Here is a 16,681-nt window from a genome sequence, read left to right as displayed (position 1 = left end):
TAATGGCCGAGACGAGAGATCGTCAGCACAACCCCGGGCCGGGTGCGGCGCGGGTCGAGATATCCGAGGTCAGCGAACTGATTCAGGCGGCGGCTGACCTGATCCACGCGCGTACCGCCCCGGCGTCGGCGGTGCTGGCGTTCCACGAGCGCAAGGCGGCGTTGTTCGAGGCGCTGGCTGCGGAGGAGCCGGAGAACGTGGACCGGCAGGAGGCCGCGAAGTCCTCGCGGGATCAGGTCGAGTACCTGCGGGCGATGGCTGAGCGGGGGTGCAGCTGATGTTCCGCACGGTGCATGGGGATGCCTCCTCAGCGGACAAGGCGACGCGCAAGGTCGGAGGCGTCTACGTCCGCGAGCCGGTGTTCGAGGTGCCGGTCTGGTGGCTGGCGATCCGGCGCTTCTTCGGGGCCTTCGGGCTCCTGGGACGCAAGGCGATCAAGCACCCGGTGTTCTCGGGACTGCTCGTGCTGGCCGTCGTTCTGCGCGTCTCGTTGGGGTCGTCGGCGTTCGGCTGGCTCCTGGTGGGCGTGCTGACTGCGCTGTGCTGCTGGGCGGGCCTGCACTGGTCCAGCTTCGAGCGGGCGGTCCGCTTCCCGATCGTGAGCGCGTGGCGGCGTTGGTGGGTTTATGAGCGGCGCTGGCACGCGACCATGGCCGTGTGCGGCCTGGCCGTGCTGTATGGCGATCTGGAGTACGTCCCGAGCCTGCGCCAGGTCCGCTCGACACGGTTCGTCGACCGGGTGACTGTCGACATGGTGTCGGGCCAGGTTCCTGAGCAGTGGGAGAACCAGGCTCCGGCGCTGGCGCACACGTTCGGCGCGCTGTCCTGTCGGGTGCAAGTGGTGAAACCCCGGCGGATCGCGCTTGAATTCATGCACGCCGATCCGCTGACCTCGACGATCCAGGCTGACCAGCTCGACGGTGACGACGAGTCACACGCGGCGGATCGGATGCCGGTCAACCTGCGTGCACTTCCCCTCGGCGTCTGCGCTGACGGTCAACCGTGGACGCTGCGACTGACCACGCACGTCCTGATTGCCGGCGCCTCGGACGCGGGCAAGGGCTCGGTTGTCTGGGCGCTCCTGCGGGCGCTGGGACCGGCCATCCGGGCTGGCTACGTGGCTCCCTGGGTCCTCGACCCGAAAGGCGGCATGGAGCTCTCGTTCGGAGAGCCGCTGTTCCGGCGGTTCGAGGCCGATTCGTATGAAGGCATGGCGCGGATGCTCGAAGACGCGGCCGACCTGATGGACGTGAGGACGCGTCGGCTCCGTGGCGTGGCACGTCAGCACATCCCGACGCCGGATGAGCCCTTGGTCCTGGTGGTCGTCGACGAAATGGCGGACCTGACGGCGTACTGCCCGGATCGGGCCATCCGCCAGCGCATCGCTTCGGCCCTGTCGCGTCTGCTGTCCAAGGGGCGCGCGGCTGCGGTGCATGTCGTCGCCGCGTTGCAAGACCCGCGCAAGGACGTGCTTCCGTTCCGCGACCTGTTTCCGGTCCGGATCTGCCTGCGGGTCACTGAGGCGTCGCACGTGGACATGGTGCTTGGCGACGGTGCCAGGGACCGCGGTGCGACGTGCGATCTGATCGATCCGCAGTTGGCCGGCGTCGGCTTCGTGACGATGGCTGGCGTTCGTGAGCCGGTTCGGGTGCGGGCGATCTATCACAGCGATCGCGATATCGCGGCGATGGTCGAGCGGTTCAAGCCGCTGGTGCTTCAGGACGCGATCCCCATACAGCGATCCGACGAGTTCGACGGGAAAGGGGTCGACACGCTGTGACTTCTGAACAGCTCAAGGCACAGGCCGTGGTCGGTGGAAGTCGTGCGGGGCGTGCTCGGATGCCGCTGGCGCGCAAGATCCTGGAAGAGTCGGCAATTCAGCACGGCGTGTGTATCCGCCCCGTCTCACTGCGACGTGTGGACCTCGCGACCGGCGCGGAAGAGATCATCGATATCCCATGCGGCGCAACGCTTTCGAGCGTCTGCCCGCCGTGTGCGGAGACCAAGCGTCAGCTTCGGATCGACCAGTGCCGCACTGGCTGGCACCTGGAGCAGGAGCCGGATTTCACGCCTGATCCGGCGACTGAGGAACAGCGTCTCCTCGTCGAGCTCCGCTCGCAAGCGCAGAAGTCCCTCGATAACTCGGACGGCTCGGAGGCGGCCGAGTGGAAAGAGACCATCGCCGAACTCAACGCAGAGCTCGCGGCGGCCGGAGTCCGGGGCCAGCTGGGCGTTGAGCGGGCGGCCCGGCGTGTCCGGAGCACACGGCGCCGTCAGGACGCGTCCGAGCTCCCAAAGCGGCCCGTGAGTGCGCGGACGATCGGCAAGGTCTACGAAGCGGCCAGCGGGAAGAAGTTCCGTCCGTCTATGTTCCTGACGCTTACGCTCGACAGCTATGGCAAGGTCACCAAGGACGGGACGCCGGTGCAGCCGGCCGCCTACGACTACCAGCGAGCTGCTCGCGACGCGATCCACTTCGCGCGGCTGATCGATCGCTTCATTCAGAACCTCCGCCGCTTCGTCGGTTTCGATGTGCAGTACTTCGCGGCGGTGGAACCTCAGCGACGGTTGGCGCCCCACCTGCACATGGCGATCCGAGGCACCATCTCCCGCGCCGAGCTCCGCGAAGTCATCGCCGCGACCTACCACCAAGTGTGGTGGCCGTCGACGGATGAGCCGGTATACGTCGACCAGTTGCCCGTGTGGCATGACGGGACCGGCGCCTACGTCGACGCAGACACCGGCGAGGTCCTGCCCACCTGGGATCAGGCTCTCGACGAGATCAAGCCCGACGACGAGCCGTCGCACGTTGCCCGCTTCGGCAGGCAATTCGACGCGCAAGGCGTCCTGGCCGGCACGAAAGAGGCGAACCGAGCGATCGGCTACCTCGCCAAATACCTGACCAAAAGCGTCGACCAGTGCCATGAAGCAAGCACCGATCATCAACGCGACCACGTCTCGCAGCTCGTCGAAGCACTTCGTTACGAACCATGCTCGCCAACATGCGCGAACTGGCTGCGCTACGGCGTCCAGCCGAAGAACGTTCGGCCCGGTCTCACCCCAGGTGCGTGTCGTGGCAAGGCCCACAAGCCGACGCACCTCGGTTACGGCGGCCGTCGCGTCCTGGTCTCCCGCAAGTGGTCCGGAAAGACGCTCACCGACCACAAGACGGACCGCAAGAACTGGGTTACCGAAGTCCTCGGCGTGGAGCCGCAGAAGCCAGCACCGGGTCGCTACTCGTTCGAGTACGTCTCGCGCGATGACGCCAAGCTCAAGCCGCTGACGGTGCGGCTTATGCACCGCATCGCCGAGCGCATCGAATGGCGCAGACAACTCGACGCCGCACGCCACGGACCGACCGACCAAGAGATTTCGGCAACCACGGGGAGGGCCGAATGACCAGGCGTCCTGAACAACGCCGTAGCGCCGAAACACGCGGACTCGACGAGATGCTGACACCGGTCGAGGTCGCGAGGCTGCTTCGACTGCCCTCGGTCGAGACGCTGTACCAGTGGCGTCGCAAGCGCATCGGACCGCCGGCCGTGCGGGTCGGCCGTCACCTCCGCTACGACTCGGCCAAGCTGGCGTGCTGGCTGGATGAGCGTACGGAAGCGGGGCGCTGACATGGCCGGACACATCCAAGACCGCTGGTACAAGACCGAGCCCGGACCGGACGGCAAAGAGATCCGGGTCAAGACCGACCGCTACGGCAAGGGCATGCGCTACCGGGCTCGCTACATCAGCCCGGATGGTACCGAGAAGAGCAAGTCCTTCCCGGACCGGCAGAAGCGGCAGGCAGAGGACTGGCTGACCAACGTCGAGGCCGACATGTCGCGCGGCCAGTACATCGACCCACGGGCTGGGAACATGACGTTCCAGACCTACGCCAAAGATTGGCTCGACGCTCAGACCTCCGACCTCGCGAGTCGGATCGTTCACGAACGGCGGCTGAGGCTCCACACCTTCCCGTACATGGGGTCACGTCCGCTCATCGCCATCCAGCCGTCGCACATCCGCGCATGGCTCGCGACCCTGGAGAGCGCGGGGCTGGCGGACAACTACCGGCGCGGAATCTTCGACACGGTTTCCCTGGTCCTCGGGGCGGCGGTCGATGACGGACGGATCCCGCGGAACCCCTGCCGCACCTCGTCCGCACGTCGGCCCAAGCTGCCTCCTTCGCGAGTCAAGCCCTGGTCCTCAGAGCGGCTGTTCGCGGTTCAGGACGCGCTGTCACCGCGCTATCGGGCACTCGTCGATGTCGGGGGAGGGCTGGGACTGCGTCAGGGGGGAGATCTTCGGCCTGGCGGTCGATGAGGTCGACGTAGACGCTCAGATGGTCCACGTCGTCCAGCAAGTCAAGGAAGTCGGTTCGCGCCTCATCTTCGCGCCTCCGAAGGGCGGCAAATTCCGGGACGTTCCCCTGCCCGACAGCGTCGCGACAGCGCTCGCAGAACACGCTAAGGAGTTCCCTCCGGTCGAGGTGACACTGCCGTGGGGCCGGCCTGACGGTCCTGAGGTAACGCGTCGTCTGTACTTCACGACCCGCTTCGGTAACCCGCTGCGTCATCAGACGTTCGAGGGCATATGGAAGCCAGCGCTGGTTGCGGCCGAGGTGATCCCGCCTCCGGAAGAACCGGGCAAGTTCGCGCGGGCACCGGAAGACGGGATGCACGCACTTCGCCACCACTACGCCTCGGTGCTCCTGGACGCGGGCGAGAACATCAAGGCGCTCAGCGCCTACCTGGGTCACTCCGACCCCGGATTCACTCTCCGGGTCTATACGCACCTCATGCCGACGAGTGAGTCTCGGACGCGCGGCGCGGTCGACGAGGCGTATCGGAAGGCTGGCAGATACCGAGACGGCCCAGAGACGGCCCGAATGGCCTAACCGGTGCCCCCGATCAGCTATACACGCTGGTCGGGGGCACGCACTATCGCTATGGCTTCCAGATGAACAACATCTCCCCCAGGCTCCGGTACCCGACCGTCGAGTACAGCCGCTCCTGGTCCGGCCCGGCCGGTGACAGCCACACGCAGTCCAGGCCCGACACCTCGAGCAGGTGGCGCGACAGCGCCGCCGTCACCGCGGCGCCGACACCCCGCCGGCGGAACGCCGGACGCGTCGCGATGCCGCCGATCTCGGTGGTGCCGCCGAGGCCGAGGCCGCAGCCCCCGCCGCCCATCGCGATACCGGCCTCGGCCGTTCCCGCCGCGCCGCGGGCCAGGACCGAGAACTTGCCGGCCTCGGCCGCCTCGCGCAGGCCGGCGATGTCGCCGGTGAAGTCGGCGTCGTCCTGCGGCTCGTCGGAGTCGCCGAACGCCTCGCGCTGGGCCAGCGCCACGCCGCGCAGCTCCTCGTCGCTCGCCGACGCGTCCAGGATCCGGACCTCGACGCCGTCGACCGGCTCGGGTCCCACCAGGTCGGCGGCGGTGACGAGCATGAACGGCAGACGCTGCTGGACTTCGAACCCGGCCGCGAGCAGCGCCTCCTCGACGCCCGGGGCGCCGCCGGGGGCGAACTCCAGCCGGGGTGTCCGCTCCCGCCGCTCGAAGGCCGCGACCAGCGCCGCGATGTCCTGCTCCGTCACCTTGGCGCCGGATTCGGGCACCGCGTAGTTCGCGAACGGGTGGTCGCTGCCGGCGTCGAAGCCGATGTGGAACGGGCCACACGCCTCGTTCACCTTCCGCAGGCGGGCGTTGGCGTGCAGGTAGCCGTTGACCTTCGACTCCAGTGTTTCCAAAATCAAGAACCCCCTCGTGGACCTGTGCCAGGACGTGGCGACGCGGGCGCCGACGGGTGGGTGTTTCCGTCCCGGTCGCGCCAGCCTGGCAGACTACCGTCGATGACTGAGCAGACCGCCAATGATTTAACGCCCGGTCCCGGAGCCCCGCTCCGGGCCGAGGCGGTGATCGACCTGGACGCGGTGCGCGCGAACGCCGCCCGCGTCGGGGAGATCGCCGCCGCGTCGGGGGCCGCGGTGATGGCGGTCGTGAAGGCCGACGCCTACGGGCACGGGGCCGTGGAGTGCGCCCGCGCCGCCCAACAGGGCGGCGCCGCGTGGCTCGGCACGGCCCTGCCGGAGGAGGCGCTGGAGCTGCGGGCCGCCGGGCTCACCGGGCCGATCCTGGCCTGGCTGCACACCGTCGGCGGGCCGTGGGAGGCGCTGATCGCCGCCGACATCGACGTCACCGCCTACGCGCCGTGGGCCCTGGAGGAGATCACCGCGGCCGCCCAGCGGCTCGGGACCCCGGCCCGGGTGCAGCTCAAGGCGGACACCGGGCTCGGGCGGGGCGGCACCCAGCCGCACGACTGGCTGGAACTGGTCGAACTCGCCGCGAAGGCCGAGGCCGCGGGGCACGTGAAGATCACCGGTGTGTGGTCGCACTTCGCCTGCGCCGACGAGCCCGGCCACCCCTCGATCCGGGCCCAGCTGGACGCGTTCGGGCAGGCGCTCGCCGTCGCCGACCAGGCCGGCCTGCGGCCGGAGGTGCGGCACATGGCCAACAGCCCGGCCACCCTGACCCTGCCCGAGGCCCACTTCGACATGGTGCGCCCGGGGCTGGCGCTCTACGGCCTGTCGCCGCTGCCCGACGTCACGCCCGCGGACCTCGGTCTGCGTCCGGCGATGACGCTGCGCGGCCGGATCGCCCTGGTCAAGAGCGTCCCGGCCGGGCACGGCGTATCCTATGGGCACATCTACCACACCGAGCGCGACACGGCCCTCGCCCTCATCCCGCTCGGCTACGCCGACGGCCTGCCCCGCAACTCCTCCAACATCGGCGAGGCCCTGGTCGGCGGGCGCCGCCGGCGCGTGGCCGGCCGCATGGCGATGGACCACTTCGTCGTCGACCTCGGCGATCCGGCGGCCGTCGCGGACGTCCGGGCCGGGGACGAGGTCGTCGTCTTCGGGCCCGGCGACCACGGCGAGCCGACCGCCGACGACTGGGCGCGCGCCACCGGAACCTTGAACTACGAGATCGTTACGCGCATCGGTCCGCGTGTCCCGAGGGTCTACGTCGGGAAGTCGTGACGTAGGGGTATTACGGCGGAAGGGGCGCAATGGCAGCGAGCACCGCGAAGAAGGCGGGCATAGCCGGGGTCGCGGTCGGGGTGATCGCGGCCGGAGCGGCGGCCGGGTTCGCTCTGGAGCGGGCCACCATCGGGCGTGCCGTACGCCGTTTGGCCGAACCCCGCCGTCTCGCCGAACCCTACGGCACCCTGCGCGGCCGGCCGCTGACCGTGCGGACGGAGGACGGCGTCGGCCTGTACGTGGAGGTCGACGGCCCGCAGCTGTTCGACAGCGGCGCCGGCTGGGCCCGCAAGCGCCCGGACCGCGCCCCCGGCGGTCCGACGCTGGTGTTCTGCCACGGCTACGCCCTGCACCAGGACACGTGGCACTACCAGCGCGCCGAGTTCGCGGCCGGCAACCGCTGCGTGTTCTGGGACCAGCGCGGCCACGGCCGGTCCGAGCGCGGCACCCAGCCCTCGCACACCATCGACCAGGTCGGCCGCGACCTGTACACCGTGCTGGAAGCGGTGTGCCCGGACGGGGACGTGATCCTGGTCGGCCACTCGATGGGCGGCATGACGATCCTGGCGCTGGCCGCCGAGCATCCGGAGCTGTTCGCCGGGCCCGAGACCGGAGACGGCGCGGACCACGCGCGCGTGCGCGGCGTCGTGCTGGTCTCCACCACCGACGGGCACTGGAACGAGATGACCCTGGGCCTGCCGGTCGGCGCCGCACGGCTGTTCCAGCGCACCGCCCCCGGCGTGTTCGTGCTGCTGGGCCGGGGCCACACGCTGGTGGACCGCACCCGGCGGGCCGGGACCGACCTGGCGCAGCTGCTGACCAAGCGCTACGCCTTCGCCTCGGACGTGCCGCCGGCGCTGGTGCGGTTCACCGACGAGATGCTGTCCTCCACCCCGATGGACGTCATCGCCGACTTCTTCCCGACGTTCTCCGCGCACGACAAGACGGCGGCGCTGTCCACGCTGAGCCACGTGCCGGTGGAGATCGTCGTCGGCGACCACGACCTGCTGACGCCGGCCTTCCACAGCGAGCGGATGGCCGCCGAGATCGACGCGAACGCCGACGCCCATCCGGACGGCACCCGGCATCGCGCCAGCCTGGAGATCGTGCCCGACGGCGGGCACGTGCTGCCGCTGGAGCACCCGGACGCCGTGGACGGGGCGATCCGCCGGGTGCTGGCCCGGGCCGCCGACGCTGAAACCCGTTAGGTCGACGGTTGCTCTCCCAAGGGGCAACATTTACCCCTTAGGGCTAATTGTCGTGCGATTCGTCCTATAAGGACACAGTCTGGGAGCTGTGCAAACAGCGGAGCCTCCCGGTGCGGCTGGGACTTCGGAGTTCGACGACGTCTGGGTCGTCATCCCGGTCTACAACGAGGCGTCGGTGATCGCCGGGGTCGTCGACGGCCTCCTGCCGACGTTCCCGCACGTCGTGTGCGTGGACGACGGCTCGCGTGACGACTCCGCCGACCGGATCTTCCACACCGGCGCCCATCTCGTCTCGCACCCGGTGAACCTGGGCCAGGGCGCCGCCCTGCAGACCGGCCTGGAGTACGCGCTGCTGCACGAGGACGCGCAGTACTTCGTCACCTTCGACGCCGACGGACAGCACCGGGTGGAGGACGCCGCCGAACTGGTCCGCGCGGTCAAGGACGGCGACGCCGATGTGGCGTTGGGCTCCCGGTTCCTCGGTGACACCGAGCAGGTGCCGTGGCTGAAGCGGGTGCTCCTGAAGGCGGTCGCCTCACTCAGCCCGGCGGCCCGCCGCCTCCAGCTCACGGACGCCCACAACGGCCTGCGGGTGCTGAACCGGGCCGCCGCCTCCCAGCTGAAGATCACCATGAACGGGATGGCGCACGCCTCGGAGATCGTGGACTACCTGGCGCGCTCGGAGCTGGAGGTCACCGAGGTGCCGGTGACCGTCCTCTACACCGACTACTCCAAGGCCAAGGGCCAGTCCCTGATCAACGGCGTCAACATCCTGTTCGACCTCTCCCTGCGGTCGCGGAGGCCGTCATGATCATCCAGATCGTCCTGCTGGCGGTCGCGGCCGTGCTGCTGCTCCTGTTCATCCGGAACTGGAACTCGGTGCAGACCCGGGCGCTGAAGCGGCTGGCGTTCCTGGGCTTCATCATCATCGTGGTGATCGCCGTGCTGCGGCCGGACTGGGTGGACTGGCTGGCGCACAAGGTGGGCGTCGGCCGCGGCACCGACCTCGTCCTCTACGCACTGGCCATCGCGTTCGTGTTCGTTTCGGTGAACACCTACTTCCGGCTCAAGACCCAGGAGGCCCGGTTCACCGAACTGGCCCGGGCCATCGCGGTGCGGGACGCCACCGAGGTGAACGCCGAGCGCTTCGGGGTGAGGCAGCGGTGAGCGCGGCGCGGGAGGCGGGTGTGCATCCCCCGCAGAAGGTCCTGATCACCGGAGGCGCCGGCTTCATCGGCTCCACCGTCGCCTCGGCCTGCCTGGACGCCGGCCTCACCCCGGTCATCCTGGACAACCTGTCCACGGGCCGCCGCGAGTTCGCCGCCGGCCGGATCTTCTACGAGGGCGACATCGCCGACGCCGCCCTGCTGGACAAGATCTTCGCCGAGCACCCGGGCCTGGCCGCGGCCGTGCACTGCGCCGCGCTGACGATCGTGCCGGAGTCGGTCGCCAACCCGATCCGCTACTACCGGGAGAACGTCACCAAGACCCTGGAACTGATCGACGGCCTGGTCCGCAACGACTGCCGCCGCCTGGTCTTCTCCTCCTCGGCCTCCGTCTACGCCGCCGGTGCCGGAAGCGAGGCCGGCGAGATCGACGAGGAGACGCCGATCGCGCCCGCCAGCCCCTACGCGCGGACCAAGGCCATCATGGAGTGGGTCCTGGAGGACGTGGCGCGGGCCGGCGACCTGCGGGCTGTCTCGCTGCGCTACTTCAACCCGATCGGCGCCGACCCCGAGTTCCGCACCGGCAACCCGAACCCGAACCCGTCGCACGTCCTGGGCAAGATGATCACCGCCTACGAGAGCGACGAACCGTTCCACATCACCGGCGTCGACTGGCCGACCCGCGACGGCAGCGCCATCCGCGACTACATCCACGTCTGGGACCTCGCCGAGGCGCACGTGGCCGCGCTGCGGAACTTCGACGCCATCGTCGCCCGGCACAGCGCGGGCGAGGTGCCCTATGAGGTGATCAACCTGGGCACCGGCGACGGCACCACGGTCCGCGAGCTCGCCGACGCCTTCCAGGACGTGGTGCCCGGCGAGCTGGAGGTCAAGACCGCCCCGCGGCGCCCCGGCGACGTCATCGGCGCCTACACCGGCACCGCCAAGGCCCGCAGACTGCTCGGCTGGGCCCCGAAGTTCACCGTCGCCGAAGGCATCCGCGACGCCCTCACCTGGGCCCGCGTCCGGGCCGGCCTTCCCCTGACGGACAGCCTGGCCGGCCGCCCCGCCCCCAAACCGCCGGAACCGGTCCTCGACATCCTCATGCCCTACTACGGCGACGTCGGCATGATGCAGGAGGCCGTCCGCAGCGTCCTGGCCCAACGCGACCCGCACTGGCGGCTCACCGTCGTCGACGACGGCACCGAGCCCGGCGTCCCGGAATGGTTCGCCGGCCTGATCGCCGACCACGGCCCCGAGAAGATCCACTACCTGCGCAACGAGAAGAACCTCGGCATCACGGAGAACTTCCAGAAATGCCTGAGCCTGGTCACCCAGCCGCTGGTCACCATGATCGGCAGCGACGACCGCATGCTGCCCGACTACGTCGGCACCGTCCGCGCCCTGATGAAGGCCTTCCCCCAGGTCTCCCTCGCCCAGCCCGGCGTCGAGGTCATCGACGAGAACGGCGAGGTCGTCGAACCCTGGGTCGACAAGGTCAAACGCCTGGTCTACGCCCCCCGCGTGCACGGCGTCGCGGTCCTCGGCGGCGAGAGCCTGGCCGTCAGCCTGCTGCGCGGCAACTGGATGTACTTCCCCGCCATCTGCTGGCGCGCCGACGTCATCACCGAGGTCGGCTTCGACCCGGCCCTGCGCGTCGTCCAGGACCTGGCCCTGACCATGGAATGGGTCCGCGCCGGAGCCCAGATCGTGGTCGGCGACACCATCTGCTTCCAATACCGGCGACACGCCGTCAGCGTCTCCAGCGAACGCGCCTCCAGCGGCGCGCGCTTCGCCGAGGAACGGGACTTCTTCCTCGCCGAGGCCGCCAAGCTGGACCAGCTGGGCTGGCGCAAGGCGGCGCGCGCGGCCCGGCTGCACCTGTCGTCGCGGCTGCACGCCGCCACGCTGCTGCCCGGGGCGCTGCGGCGGGGGGACCGGTCCGGAGTGCGGACGCTGGCGGGGTACGCGTTCAGCCCGACCCGAGGGTCGCGGCGGGGCTCGTATCAGCGGCGGGCCGGGGGATCGGCGCGGTGAGCGCTCACGGTCCGGGGGCGCCGGAGAGGCAGCCGGAGCCGGAGCCGGAGCCGCCGGTGTCTCAGCCTCAGCCTCAGCGCCGGCCTCAGCCCCAGCCTGAACCGACGCCGAAGCCCCAGCCCCAGCCTCAGCCCCAGCCCCAACCTGAGCCGACGCCGAAGCCCCAGCCGACACCGATGCCCGAGCCTCAGCCCCAACCGCTGCCTCAGCCTGAGCCCGTGCCCCTGCCTGAGCCGGAACCGGTGCCCGAGCCGGAACCGGTGCCCGGACCGGCGCCCGAGCCGGTGCCGGTGCCCTGGCCTGAGCCGGAGCCTCAGCCCTGGCCGGATGTCGACGAGCCGGAGTGGCCCGACGGGTGGGCCCAAGCCGACGGGCGGGTGCCCGTGTCGGCCTTCGGAGCGGCGCCCCCGCCGGATGCCGCGAACCCGGCGACCAGCCGCTGGCGCCGCACCGGCCGCTTCCTCGCCCGCCCCTGGCTGCTGGCCCTGGTCGGCTTCTTCCTCATCTCCGCCGGCTGGGCCTTCGCCTCCCCGATGTCCAGCTCGCCGGATGAGCCCTCGCACATGGTCAAGGCCGCCGCCACCGCGCGCGGCGAGTTCGTGAACTCCACCTCGCGCCACGAGGTCAAGGGCGGCTTCGAGAAGACCTGGCTCGGCTACCCGCTCCCGGCCAAGTACGCGACGCTCGACGCGATGTCGGCCTGCTTCCGCTTCCAGCTGACCTCTGCGGCCTGCGGCAAGAAGTTCGGCACCGACGAGAGGACCAAGATCGTCGAGACCTCGGCGGGCAACTACAACCCCACGTACTACCTCCCCGTCGGACTGCCCAGCCTGTTCCTGCCCGGGGTCGGCGCCCTTTACGGGATGCGCCTGATGTCCGCGCTGCTCAATTCCGCGCTGCTGGCCGCCGCCGTCGGCGTCGCCGCCGGCTGGCGCCGCCCCGGCTGGCCGGTCATCGGCGTCGTGGCCTGCGGCACCCCGATGACGCTGTTCCTGTCCGGGACCGTGAACTCCAACGGCATGGAGGCCACCGCCGCCGTGCTGGCCTGGACCGCCGCCATGGCGCTGGCGCTGGACGACGATCCGAAGCCGCGGCAGGTCACCCGGCGCGCGATCGCCCTCGGCGTCGGCGGGGTGCTGCTGGCCAACACCCGGAGCCTCGGCCTGCTGTTCATGCTGTCGGTGCTGGTCGCCCTGGCGGTGGTGGCCGGACCGCGGATGATCGCGCGCCTCGTCCGGTACCGCGCGGTGCAGATCGTCCTCGCGGTGCTGGTCGCCGGCGCCGTCGCGGCCTTCCTCTGGAACCGCTACTCCGATCGGCTGACCACGCAGGCCCAGTCCTTCGGGTTCCTGACGCCCGGAGTGATCGCCACCGAGGTCTTCTGGAACTCCGGCACCTACATCGTCCAGGTGGTCGGCAGCCTCGGCTGGCTCGACGTGGCGCTGCCGCCGGGCAGCGTCATCGCCTGGTACGCCGTGGCCGGGCTGCTGGCGCTGTGCGCCCTGGGCTGCGCGCGATGGCGGGAGACGCTGGTGCTGGTGGCGCTCGTGCTCGGCACCGTGCTGATCCCGATCGCGGCGCAGGTCGCCGAGGCGCGGCGGGTCGGCATCGGCTGGCAGGGCCGGTACATCCTGGCCTGGGTGGTCGGGCTGCCGGTGCTGGCCGGGCTGCTGGTGGCCCGCCGCGTCGGCCCGGACCTCCCCGCGGCGCTCGAACGGCGGGTGCCGACGGTGGCCGCGATCGTGCTGGGCCTGGCCGGGGTCGGCGCGTTCTACTGGTCGATGACCCGCTACGCGCACGGCGGCTTCAAGAAGTACGGCCCCTACCCGATCCAGTGGGCGCCGCCCGGCGGCTGGGCGATCTGGTGGGTGGTGTACTCGATCGGGCTGATCGCGCTGGTCGCGACGGTCGCGATGCGACGCCGGGACGCCTTGTGGCGGCCGTCCCCACCGCCTCCGCCACCAGCGTGAGCACGCGCTGCCGTCAGTGGTTCCGCGGCGGCGCGAAGTTGTTCAGCCACGACTGGTCGCCGGTGTCCGAGCACGCGTGGTCCGGCGCGTACGTCGGGCAGGTCCCGTCGGGCTTGCGCATGGTCTGCGCCACGTAGGCGAGGATCTTGTAACTGTTCGTCTTCGCCGGCATCCAGTAGTCGGACGCCGACGACGCCGCCGTCCCCAGCACCAGCAGCGCCGCCGCCAGCGCACCGACGTGCGCGCCGAGCCGCGCCGGCGACGGCGGCCACGAGCCCAGCCGGGACGCCGCGAAGCACGCCGCCGCCGCACCCAGCACCAGCACGCAGTACAGCAGCTGGTTGCCGGTGCGGGGCCACAGCTGCACCGTCCCGGTCGCCCACATCCGCGAGGCCACTTCCATGCGCCACAGCCAGGTTCCCGCGAACACGCACGCCACCGTCACCGCCAGCGGCCGCCGCCAGCCCAGCCACAGCGCCACCCCCAGCCCGGCGAACGTCAGGATGCTGAACAGGCCGACCCCCGCCAGCTCACCCGGAGGCGGCCACTGGCCCACATCCCCGGGCATGTCGGTGCGCCACATCGAGAAGAACGCCGGGTCGGTGTACGCGTCGAAGCCGTAGGCCCGGTCGACGGTGCCCGGGCCCAGGAGGTCGTTCACGTACCAGCCGCACAAGATCCCGAACACCGCCAACGTCGCCCCCACGAACGCCGCGAGCTTGCCGACACGGTGCTTCGACCAAGGGAAGAGCAAGAACACCGCGGCCATCAGACCCGGCGCGCTCCACAGCGACGAGCCCGGATACGTCAGGAACAAGATGGAGTACAAGAGCCCGAACAACACGGCGCTGGCCAGCACCCGCCGCCAGCTCAGATCGCCCACTCGCGTCGTGTGCCGGACCGACGCCACGAACACCGGCAACAAGACGATCATCACGATCGCGCCGTAGGGCTTGTAGGGATCGATGATCGCGTACGCCGGCACCACCCCGACGACCAGCGCCCACAGCGGGCTCAGCACCAGCCGCCACGCCAGATACGCGGCCGGCCCGGTCAACGCCGCCCCGCCGATCTCGAAGTCCCGGAACGCCGCCGCCGTGTCGCCGTGGTGGAACAACTGCGCCCACCACGCCAGCGCGTGCAGCGTCAGCGGCGGGTAGGTCGGGTTCGGGTTGCCGTGCCCGTGCACGATCGACGCCGACCACTCCACCAGCCGCCCGGTGTCGCCGGACAACCCGAACAGCGGCCACGGCGTCCCCCGCAGCGCCACCACGACGCCCCCGCCCAGGAACCCCGACGCCAGCCCCGCCACCGCCGCGCACACCACCCGTTTGGCGGTGTCGTACCCCCGGCCCCGCCGATGGAAGAAGACCAGCACCGCCAGCAGCGCGATGCCCAGGACGGCGAACCGCAGCTGCAACGCGGCCAGGGCACTGACCTGCCCGGTCCGCGCCAACGGATCCACGGCGATGTACCGCGCCGCGAACACCATCACGAATGCGGCCACCAGCGCGGCGACCACCTCGGCGGCGGGCTTCCCGGCCCGCGCGGCCGTCCGCTGCCAGCTCGCCCCACCTGCGCCGGGACCGGCCAGCGGAAACCGCCTCTCAGCGTGGGCGGCGCCCGGTGCGTCACCTGGCACGCCGGCGAGAGGGCCGTTCATGGCCGCGGCCATGGCGACTGGTGCGCCGTAGGGCCGGGCCGCGGTAGCCGCCGGGGCGGCTTCGCTTGTTGCCCAGAGCATCTCGGCTGTGGCCGTCGAGCCGGCGGTTGTACCGTGTGCCGCGCGGTCGGTCGTGTCGTGTGTCGCGCCGTCGATCGCGCCGTGTGCCGCGCGGTCGGTCGTGTCGGGTGTCGCGCGGTCGGTCGTGTCGCGTGCCGCGCCGTCGATCGCGCCGTTGACCGCGTCGGGCAGGCTGCCGTCAGTTCCAGTCGCTCCGGTCGCTCCGGGCGTGCTGGTCGCGTCACCCCTCGCCCTCCGCAAAGCCCCGGCCAGCCCACCCGCCATCACCGCCACCACCGTCACCGGCCCACCCACACCCCCGGCCGCCGCTGCATGCAGCGGATCCACCGGCAGCTCCACCAGCACCGCCGACACCACCGCGCCGGCGCCCCACGCCATCGGCACCAACCGGTGTCCGTTCAGCGCGACCAGCGTCGGCTGCAGGATCGCCGCGGCCATCAGGAACACGGTGCCGATCCCCAGCACCGCCAGCAGCGCGTGCGACAAGTCAGCCTTCGTCCCGAAGAAAACCCGCAGCACCCAGGGCCCGGCCACCGCCAACAGCGCGGTCCCCGCCACCCCGAGCCCTGCGACCGCCGCCAGCGCCAGCCGCACCTTCGCCTTCAGTGCCGCGTGATCCCCCCGTGCCGCCGAACGAGTGAGGTCCGGCAGCAGCATCGCCTGGATCGGTGAGATCAGCAGCAGCGGGATCCGCACCAACACGAACGCCTGCCCGAACGCCGCCGCCACCGCGTCCGAGTGCTGCAGGCGCGTGCTGGCCGCCAGCGGCGGCAGGTTCGCCACCACCTGCGTCAGCAGGCTCCCCGTGACCAGCAGCGCCAGGCCGCCGGCCGCCGAGCGCTCCCCGGATTCGAACTCGGAGATCTCCGTGTCCACCGGGTCCGTACCGGGGACCTCGAACCCCTCCCGCAGCCACCACCACCCCGCCCCCGCGGCCAGCCCCTGAGCGGCCGCGAACGCCACCCCGTAGGCCCACGCCGCGCCACCCTGCCCCGTGGCCACGAACAGGGCCACGCACGGCACCAGCCGCCCCAGACCCTCCGTCGCCAGCGTCGCCGCGTACCCGTGGAACTGCTGCCGCCCGCCGAGCAGCCCCCGCACCCAGTAACAGGCCGCCCCCGCGCCGGCGGCCAGCATCAGCGCCCCGAACAACGCCCACTGCCCGCGCAGCGGCCCCGCCACCAGCGCCGGGGACAGCACCGCCAGCACCGCCAGCGTCAGCGCCAGCAGCCACACCGTGTGCCGCCGCGCCCTCCGCGCCACCGGCGCCAGCCGCCGCCCCGAGGCCATCGCCCGGCTGGTCGCCCGGCTCGTCTCCTGCTCCAGCCCGACGAACACGCCGAGCGTCACCAGCCCGGCCAGGAAGTACAGCGAGGACAGCGCCGCCGCGTTCGAGGGCGTCGAGGAATGGCCGGTGACCGCCAGGAACACGTAGCCTGACAAGCCCACCAGCAACAGCCCCGCCGCCATCCCGACGGAGGCCCTCATCGTCACCTCCGGTGCGGGAGTCCTCGGCGCCGATCAT

Annotated in this window: 12 protein-coding genes and 1 pseudogene; 11 read left to right on the top strand and 2 right to left on the bottom strand. The window is 71.1% G+C overall.

The features are described from left to right. The first annotated feature begins 2 nt into the window (after window positions 1-2). From ABD466_RS09460 to ABD466_RS09440, 5 genes and pseudogenes are all read left to right on the top strand, one after another. Window positions 3-278: a hypothetical protein gene (locus ABD466_RS09460; protein ID WP_344656582.1), complete on the top strand. Its 276-nt coding sequence runs from the start codon at window positions 3-5 to the stop codon at window positions 276-278. Beyond that, entirely contained in the window at window positions 278-1,780 is a 1,503-nt protein-coding gene (locus ABD466_RS09455) for an FtsK/SpoIIIE domain-containing protein (protein WP_344656581.1), read from the top strand. Before ABD466_RS09460 ends, ABD466_RS09455 begins: the two co-directional genes overlap by 1 nt. After that, entirely contained in the window at window positions 1,777-3,399 is a 1,623-nt protein-coding gene (locus ABD466_RS09450) for a replication initiator (protein WP_344656580.1), read from the top strand. The genes ABD466_RS09455 and ABD466_RS09450 overlap by 4 nt, the downstream gene beginning before the upstream one ends. Then, window positions 3,396-3,623 carry a helix-turn-helix domain-containing protein gene (locus ABD466_RS09445; protein ID WP_344656579.1) on the top strand — a complete coding sequence of 76 codons (228 nt, stop codon included), beginning with the start codon at window positions 3,396-3,398 and terminating at the stop codon, window positions 3,621-3,623. The genes ABD466_RS09450 and ABD466_RS09445 overlap by 4 nt, the downstream gene beginning before the upstream one ends. Before the next feature lies 1 nt (window position 3,624). Next, a pseudogene (locus ABD466_RS09440) lies at window positions 3,625-4,888 on the top strand (tyrosine-type recombinase/integrase). A 49-nt stretch (window positions 4,889-4,937) separates the two neighbouring features. Here ABD466_RS09440 and ABD466_RS09435 read toward each other — a convergent pair. Further along, the gene (locus ABD466_RS09435; RefSeq protein ID WP_344656578.1) at window positions 4,938-5,747 is read right to left on the bottom strand and encodes a GNAT family N-acetyltransferase; all 810 of its coding nucleotides are present in this window, start codon (window positions 5,745-5,747) and stop codon (window positions 4,938-4,940) included. 96 nt (window positions 5,748-5,843) lie between these two features. On the opposite strand from ABD466_RS09435, the gene alr reads away from it, so the two are divergent. The 6 genes from alr (at window position 5,844) to ABD466_RS09405 (ending at window position 13,412) form a co-directional block, all read left to right on the top strand. Further along, window positions 5,844-7,031 (top strand): alanine racemase, encoded by a 1,188-nt coding sequence (alr, locus tag ABD466_RS09430; RefSeq protein WP_344656577.1) that lies wholly within the window; start codon window positions 5,844-5,846, stop codon window positions 7,029-7,031. A gap of 29 nt (window positions 7,032-7,060) precedes the next feature. After that, a complete protein-coding gene (locus tag ABD466_RS09425) occupies window positions 7,061-8,239 on the top strand; it encodes an alpha/beta fold hydrolase (protein WP_344656576.1) in 1,179 nt (392 codons plus the stop codon). Window positions 8,240-8,327: 88 nt separating this feature from the next. Then, window positions 8,328-9,050: a glycosyltransferase family 2 protein gene (locus ABD466_RS09420; protein ID WP_344656575.1), complete on the top strand. Its 723-nt coding sequence runs from the start codon at window positions 8,328-8,330 to the stop codon at window positions 9,048-9,050. Further along, complete coding sequence (locus tag ABD466_RS09415; RefSeq protein ID WP_344656574.1) at window positions 9,047-9,406, top strand: DUF2304 domain-containing protein; 360 nt, start codon at window positions 9,047-9,049, stop codon at window positions 9,404-9,406. The genes ABD466_RS09420 and ABD466_RS09415 overlap by 4 nt, the downstream gene beginning before the upstream one ends. Further along, the gene (galE, locus tag ABD466_RS09410) at window positions 9,403-11,442 is read left to right on the top strand and encodes a UDP-glucose 4-epimerase GalE (RefSeq protein ID WP_344656573.1); all 2,040 of its coding nucleotides are present in this window, start codon (window positions 9,403-9,405) and stop codon (window positions 11,440-11,442) included. The genes ABD466_RS09415 and galE overlap by 4 nt, the downstream gene beginning before the upstream one ends. A 218-nt stretch (window positions 11,443-11,660) precedes the next feature. After that, window positions 11,661-13,412, top strand: coding sequence for a DUF2142 domain-containing protein (locus ABD466_RS09405; protein ID WP_344656572.1), 1,752 nt, complete (start codon window positions 11,661-11,663; stop codon window positions 13,410-13,412). A gap of 13 nt (window positions 13,413-13,425) precedes the next feature. On the opposite strand, the gene ABD466_RS09400 is transcribed toward ABD466_RS09405, so the two are convergent. Beyond that, window positions 13,426-16,644 (bottom strand): lipopolysaccharide biosynthesis protein, encoded by a 3,219-nt coding sequence (locus tag ABD466_RS09400; RefSeq protein WP_344656571.1) that lies wholly within the window; start codon window positions 16,642-16,644, stop codon window positions 13,426-13,428. Window positions 16,645-16,681: the final 37 nt, after the last annotated feature.

Origin of the sequence: Catenulispora subtropica, from assembly GCF_039531675.1 — a bacterium.
Taxonomy (GTDB): domain Bacteria; phylum Actinomycetota; class Actinomycetes; order Streptomycetales; family Catenulisporaceae; genus Catenulispora; species Catenulispora subtropica.
This window is presented reverse-complemented; position numbering and strand designations above follow the sequence as displayed.

Coding starts and splice junctions, on each gene's coding strand:
- ABD466_RS09460 (WP_344656582.1), top strand. CDS start 3: ATGGCCGAGACGAGAGATCGTCAGCACAACCCCGGGCCGGGTGCGGCG.
- ABD466_RS09455 (WP_344656581.1), top strand. CDS start 278: ATGTTCCGCACGGTGCATGGGGATGCCTCCTCAGCGGACAAGGCGACG.
- ABD466_RS09445 (WP_344656579.1), top strand. CDS start 3,396: ATGACCAGGCGTCCTGAACAACGCCGTAGCGCCGAAACACGCGGACTC.
- alr (WP_344656577.1), top strand. CDS start 5,844: ATGACTGAGCAGACCGCCAATGATTTAACGCCCGGTCCCGGAGCCCCG.
- ABD466_RS09425 (WP_344656576.1), top strand. CDS start 7,061: ATGGCAGCGAGCACCGCGAAGAAGGCGGGCATAGCCGGGGTCGCGGTC.
- ABD466_RS09415 (WP_344656574.1), top strand. CDS start 9,047: ATGATCATCCAGATCGTCCTGCTGGCGGTCGCGGCCGTGCTGCTGCTC.
- ABD466_RS09400 (WP_344656571.1), bottom strand. CDS start 16,644: ATGAGGGCCTCCGTCGGGATGGCGGCGGGGCTGTTGCTGGTGGGCTTG.